Raw genomic sequence first — 6,489 nt, forward strand, 5'->3', positions numbered from 1 at the left:
GAGTCTTTTCTCCCGCAGATCTCACAAAGCTCGTACCCAAAGGCGAGGCGGATGGGTCTGGATGCAAGGAGGTGCGCAGGGTTTCCCCCGGAGCTGTATGATGAGATGCTGCGAGGAGGACCAAAAACCCAAGGCCAACGAAGCAGACAGGTCCATTTCGCGAGCCGCAGGAGAGCGCTTGGGAGATCGGCAGGTTAAATCATCTGTTCCTCGGCATGGTAGGAACTGCGTACGAGCGGCCCCGACTCGACGAAACGAAAGCCGAGCTGGAGAGCAAACTGCTTCCAGGAGGCAAACTCCTCGGGGGTCACCCAGCGGTCGATTGGCAAATGGTGGACCGAAGGTCGCAGGTATTGACCGAGGGTAAGGATGTCGACGCCGAGGGAGGCAATTTCGCTCAATGTCGAAGCGATTTCTCCCTCCTGCTCGCCGATTCCGAGCATCAAGCCGGTCTTCGTGGGAAAGCCCTCTTGTTTTGCCGTCTGAAGCAGTTCCAAGGAACGCTCATAGCGGGCTTGCGGACGCACCAGCCGCTGCAGGCGCGGGATCGTTTCCACATTATGATTGACGATGTCGGGCTTGGCCGCGAGGACCGAGAGGAGATCCCCCCGTCTTCCGCGGAAATCGGGAATGAGGACCTCGATGCGCGTGGCGGGATTGCGCTCCCGCACCGCCCGAATCGTGGCGGCCCACACCGAGGCCCCTCCATCCGGAAGCTCGTCGCGCGCCACCGAGGTCAATACCGCGTGGCGCAGCCCCATCGCGGCAACGGCTTCCGCCGCTCTTCGTGGCTCGTCCCAATCTACTCCTGCTGGGCGCCCGGTCTGCACGGCACAGAACCGGCAGCTACGCGTGCAGGTCTCCCCCAGGATCATGAGCGTCGCGGTGCCCTTCGACCAGCATTCGCCCAGGTTGGGGCAGTGGGCGCTTTCGCAAACGGTGTGCAGCCGATTTTCGGCGACGAGTTTTCGCACCGCACCATACCGAGGACCGGAAGGGATTTTGGCCCGCAGCCAGGGGGGCTTTCGATCCGTCGACCAGGCGCGAGTTGGCGAAGAGCATGCCATCTTCTTTACATGAAGGACGATTGTCCTTGGCGCAAGAATGCTTTCACCGCATAGGTGGAATTGTGCGGATTGCCGTCACCTGCGGGCCTTCGTCCGAACCGTTGGACCAAGTGCGGCGTCTGACAAATGCTTCGACGGGCTCCCTCGGCCTCTTTCTCTCCTCGGCTTTCGCCGACGCCGGCCACGAGGTACGCTGCTTTCGAGGCTCGGGAGCCTCTGCTTGTCCATCCACGAAGCCGACGTTCCCCATCTTGCCCTTCACCACGAACGAGGATCTGACTTGGGAATTGAACAGACTTGCGCAAACGCAACCCATTGATGCGCTTTTTCATGCGGCCGCTCTCTGCGATTTTCGAGTCGGCGCCATTCAAGACCAGGCTGGCCGGCCGATCCGATCTGGGAAAATCGCCAGCAATCTACCCTGTCTGCTCACGCTCGTTCCCGCTCCCAAGCTGCTGCTCGATCTAAGGGATCTCTTTGCCCACGCCTTCTTGGTGGGTTGGAAATTCGAGGTAGAAGGAGACCGAGCCGCCGCCATTGCCAGCGGGAAGAGGCAAATTCTCGAGGCGCGAACCGATCTTTGCGTGGTTAACGGGCCCGCTTACGGAGCGGGCTTCGGGCTGCTGACCCACAAGGGAGCGCTGTTTGCTGCGGAAGATCAAGAGAGCCTGGCGCGGCTTCTTCTTGCGCAGCTTGCTCGATGGGAAGAGGAGAGGATTAGGCAAGGGCGACCGCAGTGCTCTGCTGCTTCTCCTTGAGGATGGCCGCGAAGGTACCGATTCCGACAAAGCCGAATCCGAAGAAGTGCAAAAGGCAGCCCGGCAGGGCAAACCACCAGCCATGCCGGCTCGCCACCACCAATGCCCAGAAAAACGCCGCAGCGACGGAAGTTTCGAGCAACGGCAACCCCCAGCCGTGCCGTGCCTGGTAGGAGGGGAGGAGAGGTCGCGCGCCACGGTTCCCCTGTTTTGGGGTGCGGATGAAGCTGCTAGGGACGTTGAGCGCGCCCTCCACCACCGAGCGGGTGTTGGCAAAGCACATGCCCAAGGAAAGCCCCAGGGAGACTGGCAGCAGGAGCCAGTCGCTCGCCGTGAGCTTGCCGCGATCCAGCCGTTGGATCGTTAGGAGATAGAAGAGAAAGGAGAAGGAGAGGCCGGTAAACACCCAGGAGACCGTCTCTTGCAGGGAAGAGGAGGGCCAGGGAGCTAAGAGAATGGCGAGATTGAGAAAAGCCAAGACTGCCACGAGGGGATGAATGGTGTGGGCGAGGAGGTGGAAGCTGCCTTCTACCTTGTGACGCAAGGGGAAAGCTCCGCAGAGCAGAGCGGGAAGATGGCGCCGGGCGGTCTGAATGGCTCCTTTTGCCCAGCGATGCTGCTGAGTGCGAAAAGCGGTGATGGGAGCGGGAAGCTCGCTGGGCACGACGATCTCCGGCGCGTAAACGAAACGCCAGCCACGAAACTGAGCCCGATAGCTCAGATCGAGATCCTCGGTTAGCGTCCTGCCATCCCACCCGCCCGCGTCCTTGATGCAGGATTTCCGCCAAAGACCGGCCGTTCCATTGAAGTTAAAGAAGAGACCGCTTTTGGAGCGCACCGCCTGTTCCAAGAGAAAGTGGCCGTTGAGGAAGAGGGCTTCGCAGCGGGTGAGAAGATTTTCCTCTCGATTGAGGAAACCCCAGCGGGCCTGGACCATTCCGACGCGCGGATCGTGAAAATAGGGGACGGCCTTCTGGAGAAAGTCGGCCGGAGGAACAAAATCCGCATCCAGAATCGCGACAAGCTCCCCTTTGGCTCGTGTCAGGCCATACTGAAGAGCCCCGGCTTTGAAGCCAACGCGCGCCGGGCGGCGCAGATGCTCCACGGAGACGCCGGACCGCCGCAGCTCTGCCGCGATTTCCTCCACCTCCTGGCTCGTCGCATCGGTCGAGTCGTCGAGCACTTGGATCTCCAACCGATCCCGCGGGTAGTCGAGTGCGGCCACCGAGCGGAGCAGCCGTTCGACGACGAATCGCTCGTTGTAGATCGGAAGCTGCACCGTGACCCTGGGCCAGTCTCTATTCCCCAGAGGAGAGGATGGCTCGGGCCGCAGACGGCGAAGCCGAATCAAAAGGGAGAGGCGGTGCGCTGCGTGGGGCACGACAGCAACCGCAAGAACCAACAAGATGACCCAAATCATACGCCTCCTGCAGCTCCTTCGGAGCAAGGAGCATGACACCCCACTCCGCCGCCATCCGCCGACGAGGAGTGCTCATCACTCCGATCCTGCTGGTTTACTTCCGGCGGCGGGATGGCGCCGAATCATTTCCGATCATCCTGCGCGGATCAAGAGAAACCTTCTTCCCCATGCGTGGCTGGCCAGAAGCGCTGAAAAGCCGCCGCAATGGAAAATGGAGTTGCCCTGCTTCCCCTGCTGGCCCATAGAGCAGACGCAGTCGAGAGACGAAGCTCGCGATCGCAATATTCCACCCTATGTCACTGGGCTATGCACTCGTCAATCTCGCTGGTCTGGCTGCCCTGCTTCTCTGGGGGGTGCGAATGGTGCGCACGGGATTGGAGCGCGCGTTCGGCACTCGCCTTCGCCTCCTGATGGGAAGAGCGCTCCGCAGCCGCTGGAGCTCCTTTCTGGTCGGCATCCTGATTACGGCCTTGCTCCAGAGCAGCACGGCCACCGCCCTCATGGCAACCAGCTTTGTGGCCAAGAAGGTTGTCGGCCTGATCCCGGCCTTGGCCGTCATGCTGGGAGCCAACGTGGGAACCACCCTCATCGTGCAGCTCCTCTCCTTTCCGGTGTTTGCCGCCGGTCCTGCGGCGATTCTTGCCGGGTGGATCCTTTTCCGATCCCGCAATACGACGGCTCATGATCTAGTCCGAGTCTTCGTCGGGCTGGGCTTGATTCTCTTGGCGCTCCACCAGATGGTTCAGCTGGCTGACACCTATGCGCAATCCGAAGGGCTGAGGGAAGTGATCCAGATCGCCTCCCGGCAGTCGCTGCTCGAAGCGCTCTGCTCGGCTGCCTTTGCTTGGGCTGCTCATTCGAGCGCCGCCGCCATCCTTCTGGTGGCTTCCTTTGCGGCAAAAGGAGTGGTCTCGCTTCCCGCCGCTTTTGCCCTGACCCTTGGCGCCAACCTGGGAGCCGCGCTCAACCCCGTATTCGAAGGCACGACGGGCCGAGATCCGGCCTTTCGCCGCCTGCCGATCGGCAACCTCCTCAACCGGCTGGTCGGCGTCCTAGGCGGCCTCCTTCTCCTGCCGGAAATCGCCACTTGGATGGAAGCCTGGGAGCCGAACCCGGCGCGGGCGGTGGCCGACTTTCATACCTTCCTGAACCTTGCGCTAGCTCTGCTCTTTTTTCCGTGGCTTCCTGCTTATGGGCAGCTCTTGATCGCCTGGCTTCCGGAGAGGAAAGAGGGAGAGGATCTCCGCCAACCGCTCTACCTGGACCCGGGTGCACTGGGAACGCCCGCAGTCGCATTAGGATGTGCCGCGCGAGAGGCGCTTCGCCTAGCGGACCTCCTGAAGACTATGCTCGAGAAGTTTCGGGACGTCTTTCTCAAGGGAGACCGACAAAATTTTTCGCCCATTCAGCGGACCGCCGACGCCATCGACAAACTCCATCAGGCAATTCGGAGTTATCTGAGCGTGCTGGACCGCGACATCATGAACGAGGCGGAAAGGACGAGGCTCCAAGACATTCTCTTCTTCTGTTCCAGTCTGGAGCAGGCGGCAGGGTTCGCCGAGAAGGATCTCCTAGGATTAGCGGCCCAACGGATTCACAAAAATCTCGTCCTCCCGGCGGAAGGGCAGCGTGAACTCTCTGCGCTCATGGAGCGCATTCTCTCCAACCTACGAAAGGCCTCCTCGCTCTTCTTCTCGCCCGATCTGGAAACCGCTCGGTCCCTGGCGCTCGAAAAGGAATCCTTCCGGAGCCTGCAGGCTACGGCCTCCGCTGCCCACTTCGAGCGGCTGCGGGCAAACCCGGGAGACCACGACCCGGCGGGAGTGCTTCATGCTAAGGTCGTGGGCCAACTGAAACGGATCAATGGCCAGGTGGTGGCCTCGGCCGCCTATTCCATTCTCGAAAGGGAGGGAGAGCTTTTACCGAGCCGGCTGCGCTCGGTCACCGACGGAGATTCGCCGAAGGAGTAGGGACTAGGAGCACGCCAAGGCAGAGATGCGTCGTTTTACCTTGCGGCCGGGTCCCATTCTTTCAAAAAAGGAGAGAGGCAGGAAAGAAAGATCCACGATGTCCAAGACAGCGGTTCTCTTGATTACGTGTCCCGATCAAAAGGGCCTGGTTTGCGCGATCGCCAACTTTCTCTTCGAGCATGGCGGCAACATCCTCCATGCGGACCAACACCAGGATGCCGAGCTTGGCCTCTTCCTAATGCGCGTCGAATGGGCTCTGGAGGACTTTGCGCTCGATTTCTCGCAGATCCCCGCCCGTTTCGATCCGATTGCCCGGCGCTTGGGGATGCAGTGGCGCCTTGCCGTGTCCTCCCATCGGCCCCGAGCCGCCGTCTTTGTCTCTCGCCAGACCCATTGCCTGGTGGACTTGATTTACCGCTACCGGGCAGGGGAGCTCGCCTGCGAGATTCCTCTGGTCGTGAGCAACCACCCGGACGGACGATGGATCGCCGAAAGCTGCGGCATTCCCTACCACCAGATGGAGGTTTCCCCCGGGCAAAAAGAAAAAGTGGAGGCCCGCCAAATCGAGCTTTTGGATGAGCACCGAGTCGACCTCTTGGTGCTCGCCCGCTACATGCAGATTCTCTCTCCGACGATGGCATCGCGCTTTCCTAACCGGATCATCAACATCCACCACTCCTTTCTGCCCGCTTTCTCGGGTGCAAGGCCTTATCACCAGGCTTATGAACGCGGAGTGAAGCTCATTGGCGCCACGAGCCACTATGTCACCGAAATCCTGGACGACGGTCCGATCATCGAGCAGGACGTCGTCCGCATCTCTCACCGGGATGGGGTGGAGGAGCTGGTGCAAAAAGGACAGGACTTGGAGAAGGTCGTTCTTTCCCGGGCCGTGCGTTGGCATGTCGAAAACCGCATCCTGGTCTACGGCAGGAGAACGGTAGTCTTTAGCTAATTCCTTCGGTCCGCAGCATCTGTCCTGTTGAAGACATGTCAAACTGACCGCTTTGGTAACAAGTGATCTGACCACTTGGGATATTGGATTGTTGTTTCCTTTGGGGTTCTTGCCCTTGCCCCGGGGCAAGGGCAAAGTTCTGCTCCTCTTTTAAGCCGCCTTGGTTTGGTGTGGCTCCAGCGGCTTGCCCTCCGAGTCGTACCAGCCGACGATCCGGTGGCCGTACCGGACGCTGAGGTTGCCGTCGAGATGCTCACAGACCCGGACGCGGCATTTTGCCAAGCCCATACGCCAGCTTTGGGGCAAGATCTGGGGCTTCTTC

Annotated in this window: 5 protein-coding genes; 3 read left to right on the plus strand and 2 right to left on the minus strand. The window is 60.7% G+C overall.

Annotation, left to right across the window (positions count from 1 at the left end; genetic code table 11):
- Positions 1-194 precede the first annotated feature (194 nt).
- The gene (gene lipA / locus A37A_RS0113965; RefSeq protein WP_018292108.1) at positions 195-1,067 is read right to left on the minus strand and encodes a lipoyl synthase; all 873 of its coding nucleotides are present in this window, start codon (positions 1,065-1,067) and stop codon (positions 195-197) included.
- Between the two features lie 62 nt (positions 1,068-1,129).
- Here lipA and A37A_RS17700 point away from each other — a divergent pair, with 62 nt between their 5' ends.
- Entirely contained in the window at positions 1,130-1,825 is a 696-nt protein-coding gene (locus A37A_RS17700; protein ID WP_231363943.1) for a phosphopantothenoylcysteine decarboxylase, read from the plus strand.
- Here A37A_RS17700 and A37A_RS0113975 read toward each other — a convergent pair.
- Positions 1,785-3,245, minus strand: a complete 1,461-nt coding sequence (locus A37A_RS0113975; RefSeq protein WP_018292110.1) for a cellulose synthase family protein — start codon at positions 3,243-3,245, stop codon at positions 1,785-1,787. The two genes, A37A_RS17700 and A37A_RS0113975, sit on opposite strands and share 41 nt — an antisense overlap.
- 293 nt (positions 3,246-3,538) lie before the next feature.
- On the opposite strand from A37A_RS0113975, the gene A37A_RS0113980 reads away from it, so the two are divergent.
- The gene (locus tag A37A_RS0113980) at positions 3,539-5,215 is read left to right on the plus strand and encodes a Na/Pi cotransporter family protein (RefSeq protein WP_018292112.1); all 1,677 of its coding nucleotides are present in this window, start codon (positions 3,539-3,541) and stop codon (positions 5,213-5,215) included.
- A gap of 97 nt (positions 5,216-5,312) precedes the next feature.
- Positions 5,313-6,167, plus strand: coding sequence for a formyltetrahydrofolate deformylase (gene purU / locus A37A_RS0113985; protein WP_018292114.1), 855 nt, complete (start codon positions 5,313-5,315; stop codon positions 6,165-6,167).
- Positions 6,168-6,489 lie beyond the last annotated feature (322 nt).

It is taken from the genome of Verrucomicrobium sp. 3C (genome assembly GCF_000379365.1).
GTDB lineage: Bacteria > Verrucomicrobiota > Verrucomicrobiia > Methylacidiphilales > Methylacidiphilaceae > Methylacidimicrobium.